The organism is Chryseobacterium sp. Leaf180, assembly GCF_001424585.1.
Lineage (GTDB): Bacteria > Bacteroidota > Bacteroidia > Flavobacteriales > Weeksellaceae > Chryseobacterium.
Genome location: NZ_LMPJ01000001.1, coordinates 997,252 through 1,022,556, shown reverse-complemented (window position 1 = coordinate 1,022,556; position 25,305 = coordinate 997,252). Strand labels below are relative to the sequence as shown.

Below are 25,305 nucleotides of genomic sequence, written 5' to 3'. Positions count from 1 at the left end.
GAAACTATGAGTTTAGAAGAAATAATCAGCGAAGCGGTAAAAACAGCGATGCGTGCAAAAGATAAAACGGCTTTAGACGCGCTGCGTGCCGTAAAAGCTCAGATTTTATTATTAAAAACAGAAGCTCGTGGCGCAGAAGTTTCGCCGGAGCAGGAGATTGCTATTCTTCAGCGAATGATCAAGCAGAGAAAAGATTCTTCTGAGCAGTTTTCTGCACAGGGAAGAAATGATCTCGCTGAGGTGGAAGATGCGCAGGTGAAAGTGATTGAAAAATTTCTTCCGCAGCAGCTGACGGATGAAGAATTGGAAGCTGAGATGAAAACCATCATTGATGAAACCGGAGCACAATCTATGAAAGATCTTGGAAAAGTGATGGGAATTGCTTCTAAGAATCTTGCCGGAAAATCTGACGGGAAAAGCATTTCAGCCATGGCTAAAAAGCTTCTTTCATAGTTTTAAAGTCTTTTATTTTTAGGATATAGTACCATTACATATCGATTTGATTAGAAAAGCCCGAAACATTGTTTCGGGCTTTTCGTTGAAAAAATAATTTTTAAATAATTGCTTCCTGTCTTCATGGTTTTAAAAAGCAACTCTCTAAAAATTAGGAGGGGAAATCCTGTAAACAGGATCAATTAATAAATTTTTATCATACTTCATTATTAGAATCGATTCAAATATATGAAAAATTTTAACAACAATTAACAAAAATTGCATAACATATCTGATAGTTTATAATGGTTCTAAAAATTAAAATATGATTTTAATGCCTTAGCTCTTCATTTCCTAATAGTTATTTTGAATTGAATTTTGTTTTTAATATTTGTAAATTTGTATCTAATTTAAAATTCAACATATGTATCCACAAGATTTGGTAATGCCGATGAAGGCAGAGCTTACAGATAAAGGTTTTCAGGATTTGGCGACACCATCAGCAGTGACAGAAGCTTTGGCAAAACCGGGAACCACACTTTTAGTGATAAACTCAGTATGCGGATGTGCAGCAGGAGCGGCAAGACCAGGCGTTGTATATTCTCTTACAGGAGACAAAAAACCGGATAATTTAACGACTGTTTTTGCAGGTTTTGATACTGAAGCAGTCTCTGAAGCCAGAAAACATTTGGCTCCTTTTCCTCCAAGTTCACCTTGTGTAGCGCTCTTCAAAGATGGCGAATTGGTTCACATGCTGGAAAGACATCACATTGAAGGAAATCCTGCAGGTGCGATTGCGGCCAATCTTCAGGCGGCGTATGATGAGTACTGTGCTTAAAACCCGATAAAATTTTTTAGATATAAAACCATTGCAAACTTTGTGATGGTTTTTTATTTAAATCATTTTCTGGAGATTGAAATAGTGTTATATTTGTTACAATGGCAACAAAAGTACTTTTCAACACGGTCGTCAATTGGTTTATTCGTCAGCGGATTGATCAGATTCAGAATTTTATGGATCGACCATTGGAAACGCAGAAAGGAATTCTGTTCTCTCAGCTTTTTAATGCCGAAGATACCGAGTACGGTAAAAAATACGGTTTTAACTCGATTTCAAGCTATCAGGATTTTAAAAATAAAGTGCCTGTTGTGACGTATGAAGAGTTTGAGCCATACATTGAACGAGCAAGACAGGGTTATAAGGATGTAAGCTGGCCGGGAACAATCCGTCACTTCGCAAAATCTTCAGGAACCACAAATGCAAAAAGCAAGTTTATTCCAATTTCTGCTGAAAGTCTTCAGGACTGCCATTTAAAGGCAGGAAAAGACATGGTTTCTATCTATGCCAACAATCATCCAGAAAATCAGCTTTTCACCAATAAAAATTTACGTCTGGGCGGAAGTTCCGAACTATATGCAGATTTCAATACAAAATTTGGAGATCTTTCTGCCATCATTATTGATAATCTTCCTTTTTGGGTTGAAATTACCACGACACCGAGCAAGAAAGTTTCGCTGATGTCTGAGTGGGAAAGTAAGTTAAATGCCATCGTTTCTGAGGTTAAAAATGAAGATGTAGGAAGTATCCTGGGAGTTCCAAGCTGGATGATGGTTCTTCTGCAGCGTGTTTTAAGAGAAACAGATGTTAAGAATATTTCAGAACTCTGGCCAAATCTGGAAGTTTTCTTTCACGGTGGAATTAGTTTTAAACCTTACCGAGATCAATACCGAAGTCTGATAGGAAAAAATATCAATTATTACGAAATCTATAACGCATCTGAAGGATTTTTCGGAATTCAAGACCGATCAAACAGCGATGAGATGCTGCTGATGCTTGATTACGGGATTTTTTACGAATTTATTCCGATGGAAGAATTTCACAAAGAAAACCGAAAAGTAGTTTGCCTGGAAGATGTTGAGATCGGGAAAAATTACGCGATGGTGATTTCTACCAACGGTGGATTGTGGCGGTATCTCATCGGCGACACGGTAATGTTTACTTCTGTAGATCCTTTCAGAATCAAAATCACGGGACGAACGAAACATTATATCAATGCTTTTGGTGAAGAACTGATGATTACCAATGTAGAATCTGCTTTGTCTAAAGCCTGCGAGCTCACCAATGCTGCGGTGAAAGATTTCACTGGCGCTCCTGTTTTTATGCAGGAAAATGAAAGTGGCGCCCATGAATGGATTTTTGAATTTTCGCAAAACCCGGAATCATTGGATGCTTTTATTGACGTTTTTGATGATCATTTAAAAGCCATTAATTCGGATTATGAAGCCAAGAGATATAATAATATTACGCTGAAACGACCGCTTGTTCACGTTGCACGTCCAAATCTTTTCTATTGCTGGCTGGAGTCTAAAGGAAAGTTAGGAGGACAGAATAAAGTCCCGCGACTCAGTAACGACCGCGAATATATCGATCCGCTTTTGCAGCTAAACAAAATATAAAAACCGCAATTTTTCTGCGGTTTTCTTTTTATTTTTTCAGATCTTCTTTTAATTTTCTGGCGCCTTCTTCCACTTTTGCTGCGCCTTTTGCGGTCGCTTCTTTTATATCCTGCCCGATTTCTTTCGTGCCTTGTTTGATGTCTTTTCCGGCTTCTTTCATATCTGATGAAACTTCTTTGCTGGCCGTAGTCACTTTGTTTCCTGCTGCATCAAGTTTTGTATTGATCGATTCTTTAGTACGGTCGATTCCTACAGTGTCTGTTCCAGTTTTGCTCGTCGTTGTGGTCACTGTAGTCGACGTTACACCTGTTTCATCTTGTGTTGTTTCAGTTTTTGTCGTTGATTTTGTACAGGACAAAACCATTGTTGAGACAGCCAAAGCTGCAAAAATTTGTTTTTTCATTGTGATATTTTTAAAATTTGTTTTAATAAAATTATTGCGAAGATTTTTCGGCTTCTGCTGTTTTTTTCTTTTTATCGTCTTCCGCTTTTTTCTCCTTCAATAGTGCTTCCTCAATCTTTTTTGTTTCCTTTTCTATCCGTAAAGCTTCTCTTACAGAATCCTGGTATTTCTGCGAAGACATTCTGATTTCCCTAGCAACATCTACAGAAACCGCTCCTGGCGAGAAAGAATCTATTGCAGTCGTGTCGTACTGCAGTTTAAGTTCATTCACTTCAGTCGCGGCTGCTGATTTACGCTTCGAGCATGAGATCAAGTTTAAAGCCAAAAATGCTGTCAAGCAAATGCTGTTTTTCATAAAACTAATTTAGCTCAAATTCTGCAATTACCGGAAAATGATCAGATAATTTTACCTCACGGTGTACTTTATAATTAACTGCTTTTAATTGTGATGACGTAAAAATATAATCCAGCCGCAGCGGGATTTTATAATCGTGAAAGCTTGTCGCGCTGCCATTCCCGGCAGTGAGAAATGCATCTTTGAGATCTTTGCTTAAATGATAATATTCCCAGGAATTGGGTGCCGCATTGAAATCGCCCGCCATAATCACAGGATATGGCGAATTTTCCACTGCCCTGCGGATTTTTTCCACCTGCACCTGATGAATCCTGAAAGTTGGAACCAAGCGGTCAAAAATGCCAAAAAAGGTCTGGCTTTTGTCTTTTGCTTCAAGATTATCTTTTACTTTCAGCATCGATTTATTCAGCCTAAACGGTTCAAGATATACATTGACAATCCGGATGATTTTCCCATGAATCTGCACATCTGCGTAAAACGAATTGCCGTTGCAGTAATCATTCATCAGCTCCTGCTGTCGTAAAATTTTATGTTTGGTTTTAAGAATTACCGACGGATATTTTACCAGATCCCGGCGCACTTCATGATTCGTATCTTTTTCCTGCACGAAAATAAAATCAGCGTCCTGACTGCGGATATAATCCCGTATTTTCGGCCAGCCTTTGCTTCCGTATTTTACGTTATATGAAAGAACTTTGATCTGAAGTTTATTCTTCTGTGGCTGATTTTCGGCAAAGGATAACCGAACCCAACGTTTTGCAGGCATATAAAACAGTATAGCAGAAACTATCGCAAGCCACGCAATTTTTCTTTTTTTTAAAATTAAAATCAGCGTCAATATAATGTGGATGCAAAGCAGATACGGAAAGACAATCGAAAGGAAATTAAAATAGGGAAAGCTCTGCAGCGAAATGTAGGCGTTGAGCAGCGTACAGACGAGTAAAACGAAAATGGAAAAATGTATAAATAGGAAAATGTGCGCGCGCCTCATGTATATCACTATAATGCCGGTCTACAACAAAACCTCTGCCACATACCCTTCATCGAATGTTAATCAATCTTAAAAGTCGCCACTACAGGAAAATGATCTGAAAGTTTCTGCGAACGGTCAACTTTATATGATAGAGCTTTGATCGATGGTGAAGTGAAAATATAATCAATCCTTATAGGGAATTTGTATTCGTGGAAACTTGTTGCGCTGCCATTTCCAGCTTCCATAAAAGCATCTTTCAAACCGTTTCCGAGATGGTAATATTCGTATGAATTTGGCGCCGAATTAAAATCTCCTGCAACAATTACAGGATACGGTGATTCATCAATAGCATTCCTGATTATATTTACCTGTTCCTGATGTGCTTTAAATGTCGGAATGAGTCTTTTTACGATATTTTTTACCTTTTGTTCATCTTCTTTTGAATTGCCGTTGAGCTTTACCATTTGCTTTTCAAATTTGAAAGGCTGCAGATAAAGATTGATAATTCTGTAGGTTTTATCACGAATCTGAAGATCTGTATAATCGGCATATGCATTAAAATCTTCGCTGTACAAGCCTTCAAATAGTTCTTTGTGGGCAACCACTTCGTAACGGGAATAAAGAGAAACCACGTATATTTTGCTGTTTCTTTTTAAGTCGGAAAAATCATATACGATATCGCCGTCTTCCTGCAGAAAAACCAAATCGGGATGCTGTTCATTTACAAATTTTTCAATTTTATCTGCTCCAAATTTGCCGCCCTTTGTGTTTAAGGTAACAATCTTCAGATTCGCAATCTCCTTTTTTTCGAGTGAAAAATTAATCCATCTTCTTACCGGATTTATAAATAGTAAACCCAATAAAATAAAGAAAACCGCCCGCTTTTTTTTCAGGAAGATCCACACAAGTGTAAGCAGAGAATATAAAATAATGATGACCGGAAACCCCAGCGAAAGCAGATTAAACCACGCAAATCGTCTTGGCGGCACATACGCATTCAACAAAACACCGAGCAACATCAACAAAAGCAGAAGATGCAGTATGAGAAAAAAAAATCTAAAGATCTTCACGGATAATTAATTGAAACGGTAAAGATGTTTTCGCCAGATCATCGCCAGAATAAAACCGACAATTGCGCCTCCAACATGCGCCAGGTGAGCGACATTTCCACCGCTTCCTGTTATTCCCAGATAAATAGAACCAACAATAATGATAGGAAGTAAGATTTTCACCTTTACCGGAACCGGAATAAACATAATACCGATCTTAGATTCAGGATAGAGAGTGGCAAAAGCAGCAATAACGCCGAAAATAGCTCCGGAAGCACCAACCATAGTACCAGCTTTTAAAACAAATAATTTACCAACATTATCTGCCATTTCCTGAGTTGTGATCTTATTCGGAGAGATAATATACTGATCAGAATTTCTCATATACTGAACCACATCTAATCCCAAATTTTCAAATAGAGTATATAACTGCTGATATTCAAAATAATTCCAGAGATTAAAAAGTGTGTATGCGCCTAGTCCGCAGACGAAATAGAGAATTAAAAATTTCTTTTCTCCTAATGAATGCTCCAATATGGGTCCAAAACTATATAGAGTAAACATATTAAACAGAATATGAGCAATCCCAATCCCATTTCCCAATTCAGCATGCATAAACATATGAGTTATAATCTGGAAAGATTTAAAGTATGGTGATAAAGGAAAATATCCTGAAAGTAAAGAGTAGAGATCTTTGAAAATAAAATTTGAAATAATATAAACCACCACATTAATGATAATTAAATTTCGGGTGATTGGTGGGATAGAGTTGAACATGCTTGCTAAAATTTATTTTTAAAATCGTTGAAAGGAACTTCATAAAAACACCTTTTTCCGTTCGGCAGATATTCAGGGAAGCCTAAAGCGGTAAACTCCTTGATGAGCTGCTCGGCATCGTTTTTATAAATAAAATCAAAACGCGATTTGCTCTGCAGTTTATTCCATTGGTTTTGGTAAAAATGCATAAAATCGTCTTCCGTTTTGTATTCTAAAATATCAAAAAGATTCTCAAGAAAATTCATCACCTGCGTTTCTTTCAGACCTTCAGGCACAGCATCGATGCGAAGTACATTCCCATGTGCAATTTTCATGTCAAAGCCAAGCTCAGGCAGAAATTTCTTGATCGAACGGTATTTGTTGCGCTCAATTTCATTCATATGATACTCCAGCGAAAAAAGAAGGGCATGACTGAGATTCTGTTTCTGTGCCGATTTATCTTTTTCAGAAACCAGCAGTCGGTGCATTCGTCCCAAATCGAGCATCAAGGTGCGGTCTCCTTTGTTAAAAAGCCAGTAGCCGTTTGGCAGCCGCATCAGATCTTCGTCGAAATCTTCATCTTCAAACAGATTAATTTTCGAAGGCGCTGCCGATATATTTTGGTGATACATCTCTGCGAGATTCTGAATTTCCGCTTTTCCTGGAGATTTCTCTTCCAAAAAAGGATTGTAATCGCGGTCGACAGAAACTTCCGGCATTTTGAAACTCTGTTCGCCATTGCTCCGGCTCGGAAAACTTTTCTGCATCATCTCATCGAGCTGCGGATCGCGTTCAAAATCGAGGCTTGGTGCAACATTATAAATTCCGAGTGAGCGTTTGATGGTCGATCTGATGAGCGCAAAAATAAGGTGCTCATCTTCAAATTTTACCTCCGTTTTTTGCGGATGAATATTAACGTCGATTTTCTCCGGATCAAGTTCAAGAAAAAGGAAAAAAGAAGGTGTATAACCGGGCAGAAGCAATCCTTCGAAAGCATCCTGCACCGCTTTATTAAAATAATTACTTTTAAAAAACCGGCCGTTTACAAAAATAAACTGTTCGCCACGCGTTTTCTTCGCTCCTTCGGGTTTTGCCACAAAGCCATGAAGTTGGCACCAGAGAATATCCTCACGAATCGGGATCAGCAGCGGCTGCAGTTTTCGGCCGAAAATATCAACAATGCGCTGCATCTGTGTGCCTTTTCTCAGTCTGAAAATAGGTTCGTCATCATGAAACATGGTAAACTCGGTATTCTCATGAGCCAATGCCACGCGCTGAAATTCGTCGATCACATGACGGAATTCTACATTATTGTTTTTTAGAAATTTTCGGCGTGCCGGAACGTTGTAAAAAAGATTTTTAACAGAAAAACTTGAGCCTTCGGAGGTCTGTACAGGTTCCTGAAAATGAAAAGTTCCGCCTTCAATATATATATTTGTGCCGAGATGAGCATCGTGAAGTTTCGTTTTAAGCTCCACCTGAGCTACAGCCGCGATGGAAGCCAAAGCCTCACCGCGAAAACCTTTAGTGGAAATTTTAAAAATATCTTCAGTACCGCGAATTTTAGAAGTGGCATGTCGCTCAAAAGCCATTCGTGCATCGGTTTCAGACATTCCTTTGCCGTCATCCACAACCTGAATCAGATTTTTGCCGGCATCGCGCACGATGAGTTCAATCTTGGTGGCGCCAGCATCAATCGCGTTTTCCAGCAGTTCTTTTACAATCGAAGCCGGCCGCTGTACCACTTCGCCTGCGGCAATCTGGTTGGCAACATGATCGGGTAAAAGCTGAATGATGTCTGACATATCTTCTTATAAACATACAAAAATAGGCAAAGCAAACAAGAATTGAGGTAAACGGCTGAGTACTTTTAAAATAAAACTCCCGGCGCAGAAGCGACTCGGGAGCTGACTAAAAACTAAATATAAAGAATTTACAAAAAAGTGTCAGATCATTTTTTCGTCCAGTACAAGTTTAGAGTTTCCGTTTCTTTTCTGAGTCGCAGAAATTGTCGGCACTTCTGGTATACCGTGAATTTTGTCATATAAATAAGCCATCATATTCGGCTTTTTATAAATTTTTGCGTATCGGTAATTGGTTTTAAAATGCCTGATATTGATCTTATAAAAATCATAGCCGATAACAACGAGAAGACAGAGACTGATGATGTAAAATACCCTGAACTCGAGCGAATAATAAACCAAACCTGAGAAAACAGCTCCCAAAACATATGCAAACATAATGCTTGAAAGAAGTTTCGCCCGTGCAATGAGTTCAGGGTTTTTTCTGTATTTTTTGTGGGTAAACATCGACATCAGAATGCCCAGATCGGTTGTCGTACCTGTAAGATGTGTCGTTTTAACCAGGAAATTAGATATACTCGCCGTAAGACCGTTCTGCAAACCGGTCGCAAAAAGCATTACCGCTACCAAAACCTGCGCTTCCTCCATGGTTTTCTGGTAAAAATACTGTCCGTACAAACCAACGCTTAAGAGGCAGAGAATTTCTAAAACCAAAGGCACGGCGTGTGCAAAATATTTACTTTTTTTATTTAAATTGATCACAGATGCATTTGCCGTAAAACTTCCGAGGAAGAAAAGCGCAATCCAACAACCGACCACAGCTACCTGAGACCAGTTGCCTTTGCTTATTTCTGCTGCAAAAACAGCATAGTGACCTGTGACGTTTGACGTAAAAGACAGGAAAATCAGCAGCGACGCAATATTAATCGTGCCCGCTGTGAAAGCCGTAAGCGTTCCGAGTTTGATGTTGTCTCCCAATGTGCGGCTGTTACTGTAATTCCTTAGCATGATTTCTGATTTTTAATGATGAGAGATTTCAAACTTCTACAAAGACTTCAGCGATTTTGCCTTTTTCAGGTAAAAATGCCGGCGATGTAATGATTATTTCTTCTTTTTTAATATTTTGTGCCTTTTTAATGAAAGGCACGAGATCAAATCTGCCATTTTTATTTTTTCCGTTAAGCGATGTGGCGTAGTACACTTCATCTACATTTTCAGCTTTCAGATAGTTTTCAAAAACACGCGTAAAACTTCCTGAAAAAATATCGCAGCGGATTTTATGAATGAGATGTGGATATTTATTACGGATGATGCTGCAGGCTTCAGTAAATTCTTTATTGCAGATTTTATCCATTATATGCGCTTTGTTCCCAAAAAGAAGATCGCGAATCGAGTCGCCCATATCGTAGCCGGAAACCAGCAGAATTTCGTATTGAGAATTATCCTGCTGCTCATTTTTTTCCTTTAAAACCTTTTTCAGAATATTCAAAGATTCCAGCGAAAAGTCTGTGGCAATTAAAATAGTCTTCATATCTCTTGATTTTGTGTTGTTATCTTTTTTGATACTACAAAACTATAATCACAAGATTAGAGACCTTTTAAAATGAAATTAAAATGTAATGAGAGAGATTAAAATGAGATTAGAATTTCCAAAAAAGTATTCTAAGATTTAATTCTGTTTTCCTGAGCGTAAATTGTCGGGAAACGCATCTGCACTGTCGTGCCTTCATTTTCGCTGGAAGAGACGATCAGTTCACCGTTGTGCATGCGCACAATATTTCTCGCGAGCGGAAGCCCGATGCCATAACCTTCGTAGTTTCTGGTATTTGAGGCACGGAAAAAGGGATCGTAGATTTTGTTCATCTCAGATTCTGGGATGCCAATGCCTTTATCTTTTATGATGATGTAAAGATCGGTGTCGGTCGCGCCAAGCGAAACTTTTACCTGCTGAAAATTTGAGTATTTACAGCCGTTATTGATGATATTCGCTACGGCGAGATGCATCAGCTGCTCATTTCCCTGCACTTTCAGCTTTTTCGGATTATCGGGAAGCATGCTGATGTCGAGATAAATATTGTTACGTGAATCAATTTTTCTGGAAGTTTCTATCACATCCCAAAGAAGCTGATCGACGCGGATTTTATCCATTTTCTGAATCTTACCGTCAAAACCGGTTTGTGCAATCATCAGAAGTGCTTTTATTTTCTTGTCGAGTTTCTCAGCTTCATCTAAAATAATTTCCAAAGTATCTCTGTATTCATCCGCACTGCGGCTTATTGACAGCGCAACATCAGCTTCACCCATAATCGACGTAAGCGGCGTACGAAGTTCATGCGAAACATTTCCGATAAGGTGATTTTGTGTTTCAAAGGAGGTTTCAATCCTCGTCAGCATGGTATTAAAAGTATCCACAAGCTCGTTGAGTTCGCGGTTTCCTGGTTGAGGCTCAAGGCGAAGATGGAGATTTTCACTGCTGATTTCCTTTACTTTTCCGGTGATTTTTAAAATCGGTTTAAATAAAGATTTAGAAAGATAAAATGAAAAAACAGCACTGAAAAAAACTGATAAAATAATACATGTAACCAGTGTCCGTTCCAAAAAACCGAGATAATCTACGACATAACGGTTTTTTGCTGATGCGATGGCAATGTATTCCTTACCGCCGGTTTTGAATGCCTGACCAATGTAGTAATACTCTTCATCATTAAAATTCTCTTCGCCTTTCTTCAGCACATTTTTAAAGAAAGAAACCGGCAGTTTTATTTTTTGTGAAATTTCTTTAAAATTCTGATTTGCAGGAACAGCAAAAACATAATCTCTTTCCATCGGAAGTTCTTCGCCGTTGAGACCGTTCAGTATATAATTTTCCGGAAGATCCAGAATTTCTTTGCTTTTCTCAATCTGTACAATCGTCGTTGTCCGGATTTTTAATAATTCATAAAACCGCTGATGAGAAAAATTGACAATGGAAAAATAAACCAACGCACCAAAAATCAGAATCACCGTGGTAAAGACCACCATGAGAAGCACCATCGTTTTGGTCTGATTCGTTATGACGTTTTTGATCATTTATTGTGGATTTTTCAGCACATAACCCATTCCGATCACCGTGTGGAGAAGCTTCTTATCTTCCTGTGTGTCCACTTTTTTCCGGAGATAATTAACGTAAACATCCACGACATTAGTTCCAAGATCGTAATTGACACCCCAAACCGCATCGAGAATTTCTGCACGGGAAACGACACGTTCAGGATTATTTAAAAAGTACATGAGGAGTTTGTATTCGGTAGACGTGAGCGAAACTTCTTCGCCTCCTCGCCGCACTGTTTTGGTATAATCGTTGACCGAAAGATCTGCAAAGCGAATGACGTCGTGATCGTCGTTCTGCTCTGGGCTAGTTTCTTTTTCTGCCGTATTGCTCCTTCTCAGCAGAGATTTTATCCTAGCGACAAGCTCAATAAATTTAAAAGGTTTTACCAGATAATCGTCGCCACCACTTTCAAGTCCCAAAACGATATTTTCGGATGTTCCAAGTGCTGTGAGAAACAAAATAGGGACGTTTTTGTTGGTTTTTCTGATTTCTTTACATACATCAAGACCGTTCATCTCCGGGAGCATAATGTCGAGAATTACAAGATCGAAGTCATTTTGCTGCACAAGCGAAATCCCGGTAAGACCGTCAAAAGCCACCGAAATTTCATATCCTTTTTCCTGAAGGCCTTTTTTAATGAAAGAAACAACGCTGGTTTCGTCTTCGATCAGAACAATTTTATTCATAAAAACATCCACTTTCACAAAAATAGGAAAAAGAAAGCAAACGTTTTTTGATTGTGTATCTATACTGTAAGATCGATAATTTCTGCTATGGGTGCGACAGATTGTACAAGGTGAATGCCTTCATTGAGGTATTCTTCGGTGCTGTACTGCTGACTACGGCACAGATCGCCGCTTTTTGCCGTTTTTAAAATAAAGAAATTGCGTTGGCTTTCAGAAATTTTTTTCTCAAAATTCATTTCAGACTCTGCATTTTTCCTTACGATATCGATGCAGTGAAGGCATTCTGTTTTTTCGGGAAAACCTGAGCTCATCAGGATCAGTTCGCCTTCGGGCGTTTTAAGATTAAACTGAAATTCTCGGGTTGCCCGTTGGGTAATGATGAATTTTCCGTTTTTCGGAAGAATTTTTTTAGACATGGTTTATTTTTTTTCAAAAGTGTGTTTTCCTGTGTTTGAAATTCTAAGTGGCAGATTAAAATCAGCTCATTACATTATTAAAAACAGAGTGGTAAAGATAAAAATTTTCAGGTATTCACAGATATTTAAGAAAATATTTAACAGAATTAATAAAAAATTAAATTAAATTAATTTTATTCATAATTAAGTGAAGAGACAATACCCATTGAAGGGAGGCTTTCATTACTTTCTAAATCTCACGCAAAAGACAAACCCTAAACATCTGTTTAGGGTTTATTTTAAAAACTATATTTTAGCATGATCCAGCATGCCGAGTTCCTCATAGTGCTTTTTAAATTTCTGAATTTTCGGTCCGACTACAGCGCTGCAGTATGGCTGATTTGGATTGACATTATAATATCCCTGATGATATTGTTCTGCCGGCCAGAATTTTTCAAACTGAGTCAGTTCAGTTACATATTTACCAGACCATCTTCCTGATTCTTCAGATTTTTTTATGGCTGCTTCAGCATCTGCTTTTTCAGCATCATCTTTATAAAAAATCACCGATCGGTACTGCGTCCCGACGTCATTTCCCTGTCTGTTCAGTTGGGTAGGATCGTGCAGAAAGAAAAAGACATCCATCAATTGCTCATAACTGATAATTTTTGGATCGTAAGTGATCTGAACGACTTCTGCGTGACCGGTATTTCCATTGCAGACTTCTTCGTATGTAGGATTGTCTTTATGTCCGCCAGAATATCCTGAGATGGCAGATTCGACCCCATTCAGCATATTAAAACAGCTTTCTACGCACCAAAAACAACCACCACCGAATGTGATTTGTGCTAAATTATTATTGTCCATTTTATTGATTGTTATTTTACAGACATATTTACACAAAAAGTACACCGCGAGACGATAGGCTGAAAAAAAAGTCTGATTTACTTATTTTCCCAGACCAATGCACTCGCTCCCAAAATGGCAGCATCGGCTTCATCGAGCTCACTGAATACCAATTTTACCTTATTTCTGAAAATAGGAAGAAGGTTTCTTTCCATGTGAAGTTTGGCAGGTTTAAAAATAAAATCGCCCGCTTTGATAACACCACCGAAAAGCAAAATCGCTTCCGGTGACGAAAACATAACGAAATTGGCCAGAGCGGCACCCAAAATCTGCCCGGTATATCGGAAAACTTCAATGGCAACAGCATCACCCTTTTCAGCGCATTCGTACACGGTTTTGCTGTCAATTTTATCTTCAGGATAGGTATTCAGCATAGAATCCGGAAACTCGGCGCGCATTTTTTTTGCGGTAATGGTGATTCCTGTTGCTGATGCATAGGCTTCTAAACTTCCTTCAGAGCCCGTGCTCCAGTGTTTTCTTCCGCCGGGCTTTACAATAGTGTGACCAAGTTCGCCGGCAAAACCGTCGTGTCCGTAGATGATACTTCCGGATGAAACGATACCGCTTCCAACGCCTGTTCCCAAAGTGATCATAATGAAATCTCTCATCCCGCGTGCAGCGCCGTAAAGCATTTCACCAAGTGCCGCTGCATTGGCATCGTTCGTCATTTTACATGGGAAACCAAACTTTTCGGTGACCAGTTTTGCAAATGGAATTACGCCTTTAAATGGAAGATTGGGAGCCTGCTCAATGGTTCCTGTATAATAGTTTGCGTTGGGTGCGCCGATACCGATTCCCTGAATTTTATCTTCCACGCCCTGCTCCTTCATCATCGGCCCGATCTGCTCATGAAGCGCATCAATCAAGGCTTCCGGTGTATTATAATCTTCTGTAGAAATCGTTCCTTTAGCCAAAATCTGACCTCTGTGATTTACAATACCGAATTTTGTGTTTGTGCCTCCGATATCGATTCCTAAAGCCACCTGTTTTGACAAATCTATTATTGACATTCGTGTTTAAAATTTTAGAGTCAATAAAATTAATAAAAAGATTAGACTAAAAAAGGTTTATTAATCTGAAATATCATGCCTGCGCAGGCTTCTTCTTTTTATTTCGGCCATACCAGATCATGAAACCGGTCACCGGAAGTGAGGCAAGCATCATACTGACGATAAAGGCGATGATTTTTGTAGGCAGACCAAGAATGGATCCTACATGTACATCGTAATTTGCAGCAACTGCTTTCTCGCCCAGATTTTTGTCTGCATGATCGTGTGTATGAAGAAGTTCACCAGAGTTTTCATCAAAAATCAAACTGCTGCTTTTATGATAAGAATAGGAGAGATGCTTCACATACACCTCAAAATTTGGGTGCTCGTGATCATCAAGATGCGGATGTCCGAGGTCGACTGAAAAACCATACGACCCAGGATATTTCGCCTGAACTGTACTGATAACTTTATCTAAAGTGCTCTCATTTCTCGCTTCAACCGGAGCTTTGGTAGTGATTTTTGAAAAATCCGGGAAAGCAGTTTCGCCACCCGAAAACGCGAAATAAATCATGCCCTGTACAATAAAGAACGCATAAAAAAGCCCGGTAATCGCGAAAATCAATCCGAAAACTGAAGAATAAAAGCCGAGAATGCTGTGAAGATCATAGTTTTTTCTTTTCCAGCTGGTGATGTTTTTCCATTTAAATGACAACCGCTGCTTGCGCGCCGCTTTATTTTTTGGCCACCACAGCACGATGCCGGAAATCATCATTATTAAGAAAATAATCACAGGAATTCCCACTACATATTTCCCCCAATCCTGTTTTAGAAGAAAACTCCAGTGGATGGATTTTACGATACTGAAAAAACCGTTTTTCTCGTCATAAACGCCCAAAACTTTTCCAGTATACGGATTTACGTAGGCTGATTTGTAAATCGGAAATTCATCAAAATAATTCCATGTATCCTTCGTATCGTGTTCGTACCAATAAAAGATATACGACATTTTTTTGTCGATCGGCACGTTTACCCAATGAATTTTATAGGGCTCGGGAACCTGTTTTTCTACCGCTTTTTCTAAAACGCGAATGGGCAAAACATTTTTTGACTGAATGTTTTCTTCCTGATGAAACATCACTTCTTTCCGGCTGAAATTTTCAATTTCATCTTTAAAAACGAACAGAGTTCCTGTTATAGAAATGATGAAGATAAGCAGCCCTACGCCCATCCCAAGCCAGAGGTGAAGCTTCCCGGTCCATTTTTTAAACGGACTTATTTTCTTTTTATGATGATGTTTTTTTCGCATACATACAAAAGCCATCCCTGAAAATTTTATCAGGAACGGCGCATTATTTAATGATTAAATCTAAAATTTGTAGGTAACCGTTCCCAGCGCATTGATGAGTTTTTGAGGATTGGCTGTAGAATATCCGATCCAGTAATGCTCATTGGTAAAATTGTCAACCTTCACACCGATTCTGAATTTTTTAGCATCATAAAATGCGTTCGCATTCAGGACAAAAAATTTAGGCAGGGTGAATGTTGTAACAGAACCTGTAGCCTTATCAAGGTTGTTTAAAATCTTATTTTCGCCGGCATAATTTCCGCCAATACCAAAACCTAAACCTTTGAGACTGCCATCCAGAAACTGATAGCTCGCATTAAAGTTTCCAAGCCAACGGGAACCCGCTGTGGAGGGTCTGAGACCAGATGTCAAATCGGTTGTATCATTGTAGGCAAGGCCTCCGATCAGAGAAAATCCTTTCACGAGATACGCATTTACTTCAAGCTCAAATCCTTTGCTGTGAGTTTCTCCGCTTGCGTTTTGTATGGGCTTATTAAAATCCGGAGTCGGCACACCTGCAATATCAGTTGTGACATAGCCGGTTTGTACAAGATAGTTTCTGGCTTTGATATCGTAATAACTTACGGTAGCATTTATCTTTCCATTAATAATATTTGTTTTGAAACCACCCTCAAACTGATTGGCTCTTTCAGGCTCTGACAGTGCGAGATTGGCATCATTATCAACAAAATAAAATCCGTTGCTTTTAAAACTGTTCTGGTAATTGCCGAATACAGAAAATTTGTCTTTTACGATTTCATAGACCAAACCAGCTTTCGGTGAAAATGCCGACTGATTGTAAGCATCGGTAGGTTTTGTACCGATTTTGCCCGCCTGTGCATCATTATTTTCATAACGGAGACCAACAACCAAATTTAATCCTGCAACTGGCGTAAACACGTTGGATATATAGCCGCTGTAAGTATTAAGATCTGCATTGATATCATACGACCCGATATTTGAAGGATTGCCGTAAAGATCGCCCATAACGGTTCCGTTAAAACCGGAATAGTCGCCTCCAACTGCAGGAACGGGATTAAAACCACCATCTACATTCAGGTAAATGAAACGCGATCTGTCTTTCGTTTTTAAATAATCAAAACCGGCAACAGTTCTGTTTCTCATGCCATTCTCGAACGTATAATCAAAGTTAAAATTCTGCTGAATCTGAAACCAGTTTTTTTTACTGTCTCGTGTACCCTGATCAAATCTTGAAACAGTTAATGAATTGGCAGCATCTAAACCGGCAGAGAAATACGGACCGAAACCGTCTGAATAACTGTGCGAGTTATTGATATTGGTAGACGATTTTATCTGGTTGTTTATTTTGTAATTTATCTGACCGAATACATTGTTTACTCTTGCGGTAGTGTAAAGATCGTCGCCTAAATAAGACTGTTTATAATCAAGACCTTTATTTTCAAGATCTTTCATGTTGTCGATTCCACCGAGAACGTCTGGCGAGAGGTAAAAAAACAGCTGTTCGCCTACCGCTCTGGTATTGAACATTTCGTATTCTACATTAAACTGCAGTCTGTCAGAAGCATTATACGTTAATGAAGGTGTAAATGCAAAAAATGAATTTTTTTGATCTGTCTTTTGAAAACTTCCTTCATTGGTATATGCGGTATTGACTCTTAAGAGCAGTTTTTTATCTTTTGTAAGCGGAGTATTAAGATCTGCCTGAGCTCTGTAGGTATTGTAGCTACCGCCCATTAAAGATACATTTCCTCCAAAAACTTCATTCGGTTTTTTTGTAACCCTGTTGATAAGTCCGCCATAAGACGCTACATTACTTCCATAAAGCGTACCTGAAGGACCTTTCAATACTTCAAGTTTTTCTAAGTTGATGGCATCAATACTTGTAGTGACAGGAGACACCAAACCATTTCTCATGGAGCTGCTTGCCACAAAACCACGTAAAACGACAAATGCACCACCATCACCGGCTCTGCTGGTGGCATTCCACATTTTCTGTAAACCGGTAACATTTCTGTACGCATCATCAACTGTGAAAATGTTCTGGTTTTCTAGAATCGTTCTGCTTACAGACGAAAGTACCTGCGGATCTTCAATTGCTTTTAACGGCATTTTATTAGAATACTCACTGTCTTTTTTAGAGATCGTATTAATGATGACTTCTTCAATATTCTTCATTTTTGCAGAATCTTGCTCCTGCGCCAACGCAGAGAAAGAAAACAAAAGACCTGCAGCAACTACATATTTTTTCATTGGAATAATTTTGTGCAAATATATTGTTTTTAATTATTCTAAATAAAATACTGAAATGATAATTGTCATTTTGTTAATATGAGACAATAAAAAACCACCTCTGGAAAGAGGTGGTTTATAAGTTTATAAAAAATTTTGCTATGCAGGAATTTCTCCTCTGAAAAGGAAAGATATAATTTCCTTATTCATTTTGTCTACCATTTCACTGAAAAGGTGAAAAGATTCCTGTTTGTAGATCACCAATGGATCTTTCTGCTCATAAACGGCACCCTGAGAAGATCTTCTCAAATCATCCATTTCACGTAGATGAAGTTTCCAGTTTTCATCGATAATAGAAAGCGTGATATTCTTTTCAAAATCATTGATGAGGTTTTCACACTTCGTTTCAAAAGCTTCTTTAAGATCAGTAACAATCGTTAAAGTTTTGATTCCGTCTGTGAAAGGTACCTGAATCATTTTAAACATCGAACCTTGGTTTTGGTAAACATTTTCGATAATCGGGAAAGATTTTTCTTTAAGCAGATTCAGCTTCATATCGTAATCAGCCTGCGCAGCTTTGAAAAGAAGATCTGTAAGTTCAGGAACCTGTTTGTTTTTAAAATCATTTTCAGAAACCGGAGATTCCATCGTGAAGTTTTTAATCACTTCAAACTCAAAATCTTTGAAATTTCCGTTGGCTTTTCCTTTCGCTACGATTGAGTTAGCCACATCGAAAATCATGTTGGCGATATCGTATTTGAGGTGATCTCCAAACAATGCGTTCTTTCTTCTTTTGTAGATTACATCACGCTGCTTATTCATTACATCATCGTACTCAAGAAGTCTTTTTCTTGTTCCGAAGTTGTTTTCTTCCACTTTTTTCTGTGCTCTTTCGATCGATTTTGAGATCATGGAATGCTGAATGACTTCACCTTCCTTATGACCCATTCTGTCCATCATCTTAGCAATTCTTTCAGATCCGAATAGACGCATCAAGTTGTCTTCCAAAGAAACGTAGAATTGTGAGCTTCCAGGATCTCCCTGACGTCCCGCTCTACCTCTCAACTGTCTGTCAACACGTCTTGAATCGTGTCTTTCTGTTCCGATGATTGCTAAACCTCCGGCTTCTTTCACATCTTTTGAAAGCTTGATATCGGTACCACGACCTGCCATGTTAGTTGCAATCGTTACTACTCCGGGCTGACCTGCTCCGGCAACGATTTCTGCTTCTTTTTTGTGAAGTTTCGCATTCAAAACCTGGTGCTGAATCTTTCTTAGCTGAAGCGCTTTCGACAGTAACTGAGAAATTTCTACCGAAGTTGTTCCCACCAAAACAGGTCTTCCCTGCGCGGTAAGATTTTCAATCTCTTCAATTACAGCGTTATATTTTTCACGGTTGGTTTTGTACACCAGATCCTGCTTGTCATCTCTCTGAATCGGTCTGTTGGTAGGGATTACCACAACATCCAGTTTATAAATCTGCCAAAGTTCGCCTGCTTCCGTTTCTGCCGTACCAGTCATCCCCGCAAGTTTGTTGTACATACGGAAATAGTTCTGAAGCGTTACCGTCGCAAAAGTCTGCGTTGCAGCTTCGATTTTTACACTTTCTTTAGCTTCAATCGCCTGGTGAAGACCGTCAGAATAACGTCTTCCTTCCATGATACGACCGGTTTGCTCGTCGACGATTTTAACTTCACCGTCTATTACTACATATTCATCATCTTTTTCGAAAAGCGTGTAGGCTTTCAAAAGCTGACTCATTGTATGAACACGCTCAGATTTTTCAGCAAAATCGGAGAACAGTTTTTCTTTAGCTTCAAATTCTTCCTCTTTAGATAAATTTTTAGCTTCAAGCTCAGCGATTTCAGTTCCAATATCCGGAAGAACGAAGAAATTGTTGTCAGAATTCCCCTGAGACATATATTCTACACCTTTGTCTGTAAGGTCTACCTGATTGTTTTTTTCTTCAATTACGAAATAAAGATCTTTATCTACAATCGGCATATCGCGGTTGTTGTCCTGCATATACTGCGCTTCAACTTTCTGAAGCAACGCGCGGTTTCCGCTTTCCGATAAAAATTTAATTAGCTGTCTGTTTTTTGGCAAACCTCTGTATGCCTGAAGCAATTTGAATCCGCCTTCTTTTGTATTTCCGGCAGCGATTAATTTTTTAGCTTCATTAAAAATCCCAGAAACGGTTTTTTTCTGAACTTCAACAATTCTGTCGATAGAAGGTTTTAAAACATCAAATTCCTGTCTGTCGCCCTGCGGAACCGGACCTGAAATAATCAAAGGCGTTCTCGCATCATCCACTAAAACTGAGTCAACCTCATCTACAATGGCAAAGTTTAATTCTCTCTGCACAAGTTCCGAAGGCGACGCCACCATGTTGTCTCTCAGGTAATCAAAACCAAATTCGTTGTTGGTTCCGTACGTAATATCTGAATTGTATGCTTTTCTTCTTCCGTCTGAGTTGGGCTGGTGATTATCAATACAGTCAATAGACATTCCGTGGAATTGGTACAATGGTCCCATCCACGCTGAGTCACGTTTTGCCAGATAATCATTTACCGTTACCACGTGTACACCTCTTGCAGGAAGTGCATTTAAATAGATAGGAAGAGTTCCCACCAATGTCTTACCTTCACCTGTCGCCATCTCTGCGATTTTTCCGCTGTGAAGAATCACACCACCGATAAACTGCGTGTCATAATGCACCATGTCCCAAACTACAGGTGTTCCTGCAGCGTTCCATGAGCTTTTCCAAACGGCTTCGTTACCCTGGATTTCGATGAAATCTTTTCCGGCATTGGCCAGTTCTCTGTCCCAGTCGGTAGCTGTCACACGAATTTCTCCGTTCTCTGCCCAGCGTCGCGAAGTTTCTTTAATCAAAGCAAAAGCTTCCGGCAAAACCTGAAGAAGAACTTTCTCTTCTATTTCGTAAGATTCTTTTTTTAAAGTTTCGATTTTAGCAAACAGCGCTTCTTTTTCGTCTACGTTACCAGAGTTTTTGATCTGCTCCTGCGTCTGCTCAATCTGCGAAGTGATCGAAGAAGTAGCTTCTTTGATTTTTTCTTTAAACTGCAGTGTTTTACTTCTCAGCTCATCATCAGACAGTTTCTGGATCTCGGGCTCTACAGATTTTATTTTGGTAACAACTTTTTTTACTTCTTTAAGGTCTTGTGCTTTTTTGTCTCCCAAAAATCCTTTTAGAACTTTATTTAAAAAACTCATAAATTTTTTGCTTTATGCCGGCAGCGGAAAGCTGCAGGCGTTTTTAGTAACACGCTGTTCTGCGTAAAATGATATTTAAAAAAAGCTTCAAGCGTTGTGCTTAAAGCCTGTTGCTTTAATATTCGTCTTCGTTCCAGAGATAATCTTCATCCGTAGGATAATCACTCCAGATCTCATCGATAGCATCATACACCTCACCTTCGTCTTCAATTGCCTGAAGATTTTCTACCACTTCCATCGGTGCGCCTGTGCGGATGGCATAGTCGATCAATTCTGCCTTTGTCATCGGCCATGGTGCGTCACTCAGATACGATGCTAATTCTAATGTCCAGTACATATAATATATTTTTTGCAAAAGTATAAAAATAGCTTATATTATAAACTTTTTTACCACTTGATTTTCAATTCTTTTTATGAAATTTCAGCTGCCTTAGCGCTGTAAGCATAATCTCGGTAGCTGGCCTCATTTTCCCAAAAACCATTCCACAAAAATTTTTATGCCATTTTGGAAGTTTGTGGCCGGCTGATACGCCAAAAGGTGTTTTGCTTTAGCAATATCGGCATACGTTTTTGTGACATCGCCGGGCTGCATCGCCATTTTTTTCAGCTTTGCGGTTTTTCCTAAATTCTTTTCTAAAACTGCCAGCATTTCATTTAAAGTAATCACTTCACTTTCTCCCAGATTAATGATCTCGTAAACACGGTCGTGATTTTCAAGATATTCTATTGATTTTAAAATACCTTCAACGGTATCATCAATAAATGTATAATCGCGTGCTGTAGTACCATCGCCGTAAAACGGAATTTCTTCTCCTGCAGCCATGAGTCTGGCAAATTTATGAATAGCCAGATCGGGTCTCTGCCGCGGCCCGTAAACCGTGAAAAAACGCAGATGAATCATATCAATTTTATATAAATGATGATACACATGGCCCAGAACTTCCATACTGCGTTTGGTCGCGGCATAAGGCGAGATAGGCTTATCCACATTATCTTTTTCTGAAAAAGGAACGTAATCTGAATTGCCGTACACACTTGAGGACGATGCGCAAACCACTTTTTTTATTCCAAATTCATTCGCCAGTTCCCAGAGATTCATCGTTCCGCGGATGTTCACTTCTTCATATTCCAACGGTCGCTCAATCGATGGCCGAACGCCCGCAAGCGCCGCCAGATGAATGATGCTGTCAAAAGTATGCTGCTCAAAAATTTGCTTTAAACCTTCTTTGTCGCGGATATCCTGTATATATAAGGTATAGTTTGTTGACTGCGTTTCTTCTGACAGTTTTTTTAAATCTGAAGATTTTTCAGAAAAAGAAAACTCGGGTTTTTGCTGAAGAGATTCCAGTGTGTTGATGATTTTGATGCGGTAATCGTAGAAGTCATCAAAATTGTCAATATTTATGACAGAATGTCCGTGAGATAAAAGTTTTTCTACCAGATGGGAACCGATAAAGCCGCTTCCGCCGGTAACGAGATACGTCATCTGTGTTGCTTATTTCAGACAAAAATATAAATTAAAGCGGTGTAAATAGATAATTGATTAAATTTACTGTAAAATGTAACAAAGATTTTATGCAGTTTCGTGGGCAAATCCTCAAAATGTCGAGCTACAATGCAGAGCCGATTCAATATTATTTAAACCTTTCCGGCGACCTTATTCACATGAACGAGTTGCTCGGGAAAACGCTTTCTATAAAGCACGATGGATACCAATGTGTACACTGCGGCCACGACCGGCAGATTTACAGAATGGGTTTCTGTAAAAGCTGCTTTTTTGAAAGTCCGTATGCCAGCGACACGATCATCCGTCCCGAACTTTCTACGGCGCATCTCGGCATCGGCGAGCGTGATCTCGATGTGGAGATGAAAATTCAGCTGCAGCCACATACGGTTTACCTTGCGTACACCGGCGATGTGAAAGTGGGCGTCACGCGAAATTCTCAGATCCCGACGCGGTGGATTGATCAGGGCGCAACATTTGCTTTGCCTATCGCGCGCACCGAAAACCGCTACGAAGCCGGCATGATCGAAGTCGCGCTGAAAAATCATCTGGCCGATAAAACCAACTGGCGGAAGATGCTTCAGGATGATTTTGAAGATGAAATTGATCTCGCCGATTTTCAGCAGAAGATCAGAGAATATTTTCCGGATGATTTTCAGAAGTTTTATTCGGAAGGTGAAGAGATGTGGAAATTTGATTATCCGTATTCAAAACCCGAAAAGGTAGCTTCTTTTACTTTAGACAAAAACCCGGAATTTACCGGAAGACTTATCGGTATTAAAGGTCAGTATTTAGCTTTTGAGGGAGGGAATTTTATGAATGTGAGAGGGCATGAGGGATATGTGATTGAGCTGGAAATTTCTTAAAATGAAAAACATTTTATTTGTTTTATTAGTACTCATAGTTTCTTGTAATTCAAAATCACAGGAAAAGATTGACTTGTCTAGAAAAAATATATCGCATTTTGAAAAGGATGAAGAAACAGGTTGGATTAGAGTAAATCTTCACCAACCCAATAAATGGGGATTCATAGATAAAGACAGTTTGGTCGTAATTCCTTTTGAATATGATTTTCTAAATCCTTTTGAAAATGGATTGGCATATGCGAAAAATAATGGCAAAGAATTTTTCATCACAAAAAATAATTTAAAATTAGAAGGCGATTTTGAAGCAATCAACATTTTTTCTGAAGGACTTGCTTCTGCTAAAAAAAAGCAAAAGTGGGGATTTATTAATACCCAAGGGCAATTTGTGATTTCTCCTCAGTATGATGAGGTCGATTATTTCCGACCAAGTGGCTTGTGCGCGGTTCAGAAAAATGGCAAATGGGGCTTTATTAATAAAAAAGGTATGGAGGTTATTGCCATTATATATCCCGACGTTAATCAGCAAATGCTCGATACTAATGTAGTTGTAAAGAAAAACGGGAAGTGGGCTGTTTTTGATAATCAAGGAAAGCAACTCTCAGATTTTGTTTATGATAAAATACATCGCACAGATATTACAGATTTTTCTAAAGATTTTTTTAAAAGAGATGCTTCTACCTATTTTGGAAATGGTGCAGCTCTTGTGGAAAGAGACGGCAAATTTGAATTTATAAATTTAAAAGCTCAGGCGTCTTTTCCCAATAATAAATTTGATTCCGCAAGTGTATTCGATACCTTTAAAAATGCAATTGTAAAAAGGAAAGGGAAGTATGGAATGATAAAGACCAATGGAGAATTTAAAATCCCATTAGAATATGATTTTATTCAACCCTGCGATACCAATTACTCTAGTTATTCAGAATATTACAATGCTAGAAAAGGAAATGTTTATCATATTTTAAATAAACAACTCGATGAAGTCGGTCTTTCACATCAGCCTATTTACAGTAGTTATTCTACAGATAAATCATTTTTGATTTTTAAAAATCTTAAAAATAAGTTTGGAAAAATAGATTGGCAAGGAAATGTTCTTATACCATTTGAGTACGACACAATGTCTGAACTGGAAGGAACTTCATTTTTGGAAATTTCAAAAGAAGAAAAATTTGGTATAATTGATGAAAAAGGAAAAATAAAAATCCCCATTCAATACAAAGGAATTTTTCCATTGTATGATAAATTTGACGATGAAGAACTACGTGAAAAGAATTTGTTTATTGCGGACAATAAAATAATCAATATCAATAACAAAGTACTAATTGAGGGATATAATTCGGTAACTCCAATATTCAATAACCACAACTATCTTATTGTTTCGAAAAACAAAAAGTTTGGAATTATTGATATCGACAAAAAAATAATTCTTCCTTTGGAATACGATGAAATTTCAAATTGGACTGAATATGGACCACGACATTCTAAATTCATTGTCAAAAAAGGAAAAACTGGTTTAATCGATCATGAAAACTTTAAAATAACCATTCCACCGATTTTCGATAAGTTTCAATATCTCAATGGTTTAATTTTCGCTAAGAAACAAAACAAAGCCGGAATTATAAATGAAGAAGGAAAAATCTTGTGTGATTTTATTTATGATGAAATTTTCCCAGATCAAAATGATTTCTTTGGCTATAACAAGACCGAACAGAAGATTTATGCAAAAAAAGGGAATTCGTATTTTCTAATAGATAAAAAAGGAAAAATTTTAAAATCAAATCTGACGGAAAAATTTGTTACTGAAAACTCTGAGATAGTAGAACCACCTCCGCCAACAGAACTTCGATAAAC

The 25,305-nt window shown here is 38.5% G+C and carries 23 protein-coding genes; 5 read left to right on the top strand and 18 right to left on the bottom strand.

The annotated features are described in order from the left end of the window. The first annotated feature begins 6 nt into the window (after positions 1 to 6). From ASG01_RS04705 to ASG01_RS04695, 3 genes are all read left to right on the top strand, one after another. Positions 7 to 453 (top strand): GatB/YqeY domain-containing protein, encoded by a 447-nt coding sequence (locus tag ASG01_RS04705; protein ID WP_055860599.1) that lies wholly within the window; start codon positions 7 to 9, stop codon positions 451 to 453. Between the two features lie 403 nt (positions 454 to 856). Then, entirely contained in the window at positions 857 to 1,270 is a 414-nt protein-coding gene (locus ASG01_RS04700) for a BrxA/BrxB family bacilliredoxin (RefSeq protein WP_055860596.1), read from the top strand. A 101-nt stretch (positions 1,271 to 1,371) separates the two neighbouring features. Continuing rightward, entirely contained in the window at positions 1,372 to 2,889 is a 1,518-nt protein-coding gene (locus tag ASG01_RS04695; RefSeq protein WP_055860593.1) for a GH3 auxin-responsive promoter family protein, read from the top strand. Between the two features lie 28 nt (positions 2,890 to 2,917). On the opposite strand, the gene ASG01_RS04690 is transcribed toward ASG01_RS04695, so the two are convergent. The 18 genes from ASG01_RS04690 to ASG01_RS04605 all read right to left on the bottom strand — a co-directional run bounded on the left by ASG01_RS04690 (position 2,918) and on the right by ASG01_RS04605 (position 22,573). Beyond that, positions 2,918 to 3,292 (bottom strand): hypothetical protein, encoded by a 375-nt coding sequence (locus ASG01_RS04690; RefSeq protein ID WP_055860590.1) that lies wholly within the window; start codon positions 3,290 to 3,292, stop codon positions 2,918 to 2,920. Positions 3,293 to 3,323: 31 nt separating this feature from the next. Continuing rightward, the gene (locus tag ASG01_RS04685) at positions 3,324 to 3,647 is read right to left on the bottom strand and encodes a hypothetical protein (protein WP_055860587.1); all 324 of its coding nucleotides are present in this window, start codon (positions 3,645 to 3,647) and stop codon (positions 3,324 to 3,326) included. A 4-nt stretch (positions 3,648 to 3,651) separates the two neighbouring features. Further along, positions 3,652 to 4,638 (bottom strand): endonuclease/exonuclease/phosphatase family protein, encoded by a 987-nt coding sequence (locus ASG01_RS04680; protein ID WP_055860584.1) that lies wholly within the window; start codon positions 4,636 to 4,638, stop codon positions 3,652 to 3,654. 59 nt (positions 4,639 to 4,697) lie between these two features. Beyond that, positions 4,698 to 5,690 (bottom strand): endonuclease/exonuclease/phosphatase family protein, encoded by a 993-nt coding sequence (locus ASG01_RS04675; protein ID WP_055860581.1) that lies wholly within the window; start codon positions 5,688 to 5,690, stop codon positions 4,698 to 4,700. Between the two features lie 6 nt (positions 5,691 to 5,696). Then, entirely contained in the window at positions 5,697 to 6,446 is a 750-nt protein-coding gene (locus tag ASG01_RS04670; protein ID WP_055860578.1) for a rhomboid family intramembrane serine protease, read from the bottom strand. Positions 6,447 to 6,451: 5 nt separating this feature from the next. Beyond that, positions 6,452 to 8,230: a DNA mismatch repair endonuclease MutL gene (mutL, locus tag ASG01_RS04665; RefSeq protein ID WP_055860575.1), complete on the bottom strand. Its 1,779-nt coding sequence runs from the start codon at positions 8,228 to 8,230 to the stop codon at positions 6,452 to 6,454. Positions 8,231 to 8,371: 141 nt separating this feature from the next. Continuing rightward, positions 8,372 to 9,235, bottom strand: a complete 864-nt coding sequence (locus ASG01_RS04660) for a YoaK family protein (protein ID WP_082498286.1) — start codon at positions 9,233 to 9,235, stop codon at positions 8,372 to 8,374. Between the two features lie 28 nt (positions 9,236 to 9,263). Beyond that, the gene (locus tag ASG01_RS04655; RefSeq protein ID WP_055860572.1) at positions 9,264 to 9,758 is read right to left on the bottom strand and encodes a hypothetical protein; all 495 of its coding nucleotides are present in this window, start codon (positions 9,756 to 9,758) and stop codon (positions 9,264 to 9,266) included. Between the two features lie 131 nt (positions 9,759 to 9,889). After that, positions 9,890 to 11,296, bottom strand: a complete 1,407-nt coding sequence (locus tag ASG01_RS04650) for a sensor histidine kinase (RefSeq protein ID WP_055860569.1) — start codon at positions 11,294 to 11,296, stop codon at positions 9,890 to 9,892. Further along, positions 11,297 to 12,004, bottom strand: a complete 708-nt coding sequence (locus tag ASG01_RS04645; RefSeq protein ID WP_055860566.1) for a response regulator transcription factor — start codon at positions 12,002 to 12,004, stop codon at positions 11,297 to 11,299. Positions 12,005 to 12,063: 59 nt separating this feature from the next. Further along, positions 12,064 to 12,420: a DUF1508 domain-containing protein gene (locus ASG01_RS04640; protein WP_055860564.1), complete on the bottom strand. Its 357-nt coding sequence runs from the start codon at positions 12,418 to 12,420 to the stop codon at positions 12,064 to 12,066. A 285-nt stretch (positions 12,421 to 12,705) separates the two neighbouring features. Next, positions 12,706 to 13,266, bottom strand: a complete 561-nt coding sequence (gene msrA / locus ASG01_RS04635; RefSeq protein WP_082498285.1) for a peptide-methionine (S)-S-oxide reductase MsrA — start codon at positions 13,264 to 13,266, stop codon at positions 12,706 to 12,708. A gap of 77 nt (positions 13,267 to 13,343) precedes the next feature. Then, positions 13,344 to 14,315, bottom strand: a complete 972-nt coding sequence (locus tag ASG01_RS04630; RefSeq protein WP_055860556.1) for an ROK family protein — start codon at positions 14,313 to 14,315, stop codon at positions 13,344 to 13,346. Between the two features lie 73 nt (positions 14,316 to 14,388). Next, the gene (locus ASG01_RS04625) at positions 14,389 to 15,618 is read right to left on the bottom strand and encodes a PepSY-associated TM helix domain-containing protein (RefSeq protein ID WP_410492801.1); all 1,230 of its coding nucleotides are present in this window, start codon (positions 15,616 to 15,618) and stop codon (positions 14,389 to 14,391) included. Positions 15,619 to 15,663: 45 nt separating this feature from the next. Continuing rightward, positions 15,664 to 17,874: a TonB-dependent siderophore receptor gene (locus ASG01_RS04620; RefSeq protein ID WP_055860550.1), complete on the bottom strand. Its 2,211-nt coding sequence runs from the start codon at positions 17,872 to 17,874 to the stop codon at positions 15,664 to 15,666. A gap of 138 nt (positions 17,875 to 18,012) precedes the next feature. Further along, complete coding sequence (gene secA, locus ASG01_RS04615; RefSeq protein ID WP_055860547.1) at positions 18,013 to 21,087, bottom strand: preprotein translocase subunit SecA; 3,075 nt, start codon at positions 21,085 to 21,087, stop codon at positions 18,013 to 18,015. 115 nt (positions 21,088 to 21,202) lie between these two features. Beyond that, on the bottom strand, positions 21,203 to 21,424 hold the full coding sequence (locus tag ASG01_RS04610) for a DUF2795 domain-containing protein (RefSeq protein ID WP_034709134.1): 222 nt from the start codon (positions 21,422 to 21,424) through the stop codon (positions 21,203 to 21,205). 126 nt (positions 21,425 to 21,550) lie between these two features. After that, on the bottom strand, positions 21,551 to 22,573 hold the full coding sequence (locus ASG01_RS04605) for a GDP-mannose 4,6-dehydratase (RefSeq protein ID WP_055860544.1): 1,023 nt from the start codon (positions 22,571 to 22,573) through the stop codon (positions 21,551 to 21,553). Between the two features lie 89 nt (positions 22,574 to 22,662). Between ASG01_RS04605 and ASG01_RS04600 the strand changes: the two genes are divergently transcribed. Next, on the top strand, positions 22,663 to 23,457 hold the full coding sequence (locus tag ASG01_RS04600) for a DUF2797 domain-containing protein (protein ID WP_055860541.1): 795 nt from the start codon (positions 22,663 to 22,665) through the stop codon (positions 23,455 to 23,457). A gap of 1 nt (position 23,458) precedes the next feature. Further along, complete coding sequence (locus ASG01_RS04595; protein ID WP_131725318.1) at positions 23,459 to 25,303, top strand: WG repeat-containing protein; 1,845 nt, start codon at positions 23,459 to 23,461, stop codon at positions 25,301 to 25,303. Positions 25,304 to 25,305 lie beyond the last annotated feature (2 nt).

Excerpts from the sequence above, each read along its gene's own strand:
- ASG01_RS04650 (WP_055860569.1), bottom strand. The coding sequence starts at position 11,296 with ATGATCAAAAACGTCATAACGAATCAGACCAAAACGATGGTGCTTCTC.
- ASG01_RS04595 (WP_131725318.1), top strand. The coding sequence starts at position 23,459 with ATGAAAAACATTTTATTTGTTTTATTAGTACTCATAGTTTCTTGTAAT.
- ASG01_RS04630 (WP_055860556.1), bottom strand. The coding sequence starts at position 14,315 with ATGTCAATAATAGATTTGTCAAAACAGGTGGCTTTAGGAATCGATATC.
- ASG01_RS04620 (WP_055860550.1), bottom strand. The coding sequence starts at position 17,874 with ATGAAAAAATATGTAGTTGCTGCAGGTCTTTTGTTTTCTTTCTCTGCG.
- ASG01_RS04660 (WP_082498286.1), bottom strand. The coding sequence starts at position 9,235 with ATGCTAAGGAATTACAGTAACAGCCGCACATTGGGAGACAACATCAAA.
- ASG01_RS04645 (WP_055860566.1), bottom strand. The coding sequence starts at position 12,004 with ATGAATAAAATTGTTCTGATCGAAGACGAAACCAGCGTTGTTTCTTTC.
- mutL (WP_055860575.1), bottom strand. The coding sequence starts at position 8,230 with ATGTCAGACATCATTCAGCTTTTACCCGATCATGTTGCCAACCAGATT.
- ASG01_RS04640 (WP_055860564.1), bottom strand. The coding sequence starts at position 12,420 with ATGTCTAAAAAAATTCTTCCGAAAAACGGAAAATTCATCATTACCCAA.
- secA (WP_055860547.1), bottom strand. The coding sequence starts at position 21,087 with ATGAGTTTTTTAAATAAAGTTCTAAAAGGATTTTTGGGAGACAAAAAA.
- ASG01_RS04610 (WP_034709134.1), bottom strand. The coding sequence starts at position 21,424 with ATGTACTGGACATTAGAATTAGCATCGTATCTGAGTGACGCACCATGG.
- ASG01_RS04700 (WP_055860596.1), top strand. The coding sequence starts at position 857 with ATGTATCCACAAGATTTGGTAATGCCGATGAAGGCAGAGCTTACAGAT.
- ASG01_RS04695 (WP_055860593.1), top strand. The coding sequence starts at position 1,372 with ATGGCAACAAAAGTACTTTTCAACACGGTCGTCAATTGGTTTATTCGT.
- msrA (WP_082498285.1), bottom strand. The coding sequence starts at position 13,266 with ATGGACAATAATAATTTAGCACAAATCACATTCGGTGGTGGTTGTTTT.
- ASG01_RS04685 (WP_055860587.1), bottom strand. The coding sequence starts at position 3,647 with ATGAAAAACAGCATTTGCTTGACAGCATTTTTGGCTTTAAACTTGATC.
- ASG01_RS04625 (WP_410492801.1), bottom strand. The coding sequence starts at position 15,618 with ATGGCTTTTGTATGTATGCGAAAAAAACATCATCATAAAAAGAAAATA.
- ASG01_RS04705 (WP_055860599.1), top strand. The coding sequence starts at position 7 with ATGAGTTTAGAAGAAATAATCAGCGAAGCGGTAAAAACAGCGATGCGT.
- ASG01_RS04680 (WP_055860584.1), bottom strand. The coding sequence starts at position 4,638 with ATGAGGCGCGCGCACATTTTCCTATTTATACATTTTTCCATTTTCGTT.
- ASG01_RS04605 (WP_055860544.1), bottom strand. The coding sequence starts at position 22,573 with ATGACGTATCTCGTTACCGGCGGAAGCGGCTTTATCGGTTCCCATCTG.
- ASG01_RS04600 (WP_055860541.1), top strand. The coding sequence starts at position 22,663 with ATGCAGTTTCGTGGGCAAATCCTCAAAATGTCGAGCTACAATGCAGAG.
- ASG01_RS04690 (WP_055860590.1), bottom strand. The coding sequence starts at position 3,292 with ATGAAAAAACAAATTTTTGCAGCTTTGGCTGTCTCAACAATGGTTTTG.
- ASG01_RS04670 (WP_055860578.1), bottom strand. The coding sequence starts at position 6,446 with ATGTTCAACTCTATCCCACCAATCACCCGAAATTTAATTATCATTAAT.
- ASG01_RS04655 (WP_055860572.1), bottom strand. The coding sequence starts at position 9,758 with ATGAAGACTATTTTAATTGCCACAGACTTTTCGCTGGAATCTTTGAAT.